This window comes from Okeania sp., from assembly GCF_983059655.1.
Map to the genome: position 1 here is coordinate 3,930 of NZ_CEZPJD010000473.1, position 2,197 is coordinate 6,126.

Consider the following 2,197-nt stretch of genomic DNA (forward strand, 5'->3'; position numbering starts at 1 on the left):
ATATTTTTTCCAACTTCAGAATTAACAAAATCAGTCAACCAGTCTGGATAAGATAACTCGCCTACATCATAACCGAGTTTCAACACATTATTGTAGTCACTAACTCCTAGTTTTCCATGAAGCAAAAATCCTAACCAGTCAGCTTGATGCAAAAAATAATAACTTTTATTCGACAGAGAAATATTTTCAATCAACCACAGCAACTTTGCCAAACTAGAAGTAGCGCTAATAACTGGATGATTAGGTGGGGCAATACTTCTCAACTTATCCATCATTGCCACTCCCCTACTGTCATTGTAAAGAAGCGCTTCAGTGACAGGTTTACCATCACCATCACACAATAATACAGTTGCCGAAGTACCATCAATAGCGATCGCTTGAATTTCCCCTCGCATTTCTTGGGGAATATCGGAAATTAGATTAAATAAAGTTGTTTGCCAAACATGAGGCAATTTATTTTGTTGAGTATTTTCCCAAACATACTGTGTTTGTGCTTTAACTTGAAAGTTAGAGTCAATAAGCACTGCACGCGCTCCGGAAGTGCCAAAATCAAGCCCTAAGTATAAACTCATTTTCGATAAAAACTTGCTATAATCTAAACTAGAAGATTATATACAAAAACTAAGACGTTTTAGACATCCCAATCATTACCAACCTTTTCCATCAGGCGGTTTAATATGACATATCCTTGTGGGTTGACAACAGTCAGGCGGATAATTGACGGGTCTTTAGGTCGGTGAGCAATAATATATTTGTGACTTCCGTTTCTAAAGGTATAAGTATAGCGTTGGTTATTTCCTGTAATTGAGGCATTTTTCAAAGTTAGATAAGCGCCTGTTTTTCGAGATTGAGCTTCATAGGTATAGTTTCCGAACTCATCTAATTTCAGCCAAACAACCCAATTTTCGCTATTATCCATGAAAGCTCCAGTTGGACGGACAAAGTCGGTAGGCATTGCAGAAGCACTATGAGAATTTAAGGTAATATCTGCCACAGGAGTAAATAAACCAATAACAGATGCCAGAGCAATAGCTTTGATATTCATATTTTTCTATTTCTTTATTTGTTTTAGAGGTGTATAGTCTTTCCTATATTAATTCTTCCAACTCAAAATTTTGTTTCCGTATTTATCAGGTTATAAAAGTACCAGAATTAAATTTGCTACACATAAACCAGCATTCAATAGACTGATTTTTTTAGATATCGGTAGACAAATTAGAAATTGTCACCTTATGTTCCCTGCTAACCAAAAAAACAGTATCCTAGAAAACTAGACATCTCCAATAATAAAAAATAACATCAATTATCGTACAGAAACTATCAATTATTTCCTCCTACTGGTCTGTCAAGTTAGTTTTGATGGGTTAATCTTCCTCCGTATCCTCTGTATTTTATGCTTTTCCTGCTTGTCTTAACTCATCAATTCAAAGCTGACAGACCACTACTCCCTACTCCCTACTCCCTACTCCCTCTTTTCTAGAGATGTCTACTAGGCAAAAATAGCTTTCAACTGAGGCAGTAATATTTGAAAAGCTTGACCGCGATGAGAGAGCGATCGCTTAATTTCAGCAGACATTTCCGCAAAAGTTTTCCCTTGTGAAGGAACATAAAAAATGGGGTCGTAACCAAACCCACCATTGCCACGGATACTATATAAAATTTCTCCATGGCAAATTCCCTCTGTTTCTAATGCAATTGTGCCATCAGCTCTAGCAATGACAAGAGCGCAGACAAACTGTGCCTGACGATTTGAGTTATCTCCCAATTCTGTTAATACTCGCTCTATTTGTTCCGCAACAGTAGGAGCATAACGAGCAGAATAAATACCTGGTCTACCATCTAAAGCATCTACTGCTAATCCAGAATCATCAGCGATCGCCCATTGACCAGTAGCTTGGGCCACAACACTAGCTTTGAGGCGAGCATTAGCTAGAAAAGTTTCTCCAGTTTCCTCAACTTCTAAATCTTTTGGTTTTAGTTGTAATTGTAAATTCAAATCTGCTAGATATTCCTGCATTTCTTGAAGTTTCCCCGGGTTACCAGTAGCGACAACTAAAAATTTAGGAGTTGTTTCTGCGGGATTAATATTTGTCATTCTTCTATATAAATATTTATTTGCTCTTAAATAGAATACCACGTCATTTCAGTTACAGCGTATTCCACTTTGATGAGGTCATTTCAGTTATCAGTTATCAGT

3 protein-coding genes are annotated in these 2,197 nt (G+C 37.0%); all 3 read right to left on the reverse strand.

What is annotated here, in order from left to right:
• On the reverse strand, window positions 1–572 hold a 572-nt coding region (locus tag AC3DU7_RS22110; RefSeq protein ID WP_488041461.1), incomplete at its 3' end, for an FGGY family carbohydrate kinase.
• A 59-nt stretch (window positions 573–631) separates the two neighbouring features.
• A complete protein-coding gene (locus AC3DU7_RS22115) occupies window positions 632–1,045 on the reverse strand; it encodes a hypothetical protein (protein ID WP_488041462.1) in 414 nt (137 codons plus the stop codon).
• Window positions 1,046–1,489: 444 nt separating this feature from the next.
• Window positions 1,490–2,095, reverse strand: a complete 606-nt coding sequence (rdgB, locus tag AC3DU7_RS22120; RefSeq protein ID WP_488041463.1) for an RdgB/HAM1 family non-canonical purine NTP pyrophosphatase — start codon at window positions 2,093–2,095, stop codon at window positions 1,490–1,492.
• Window positions 2,096–2,197: the final 102 nt, after the last annotated feature.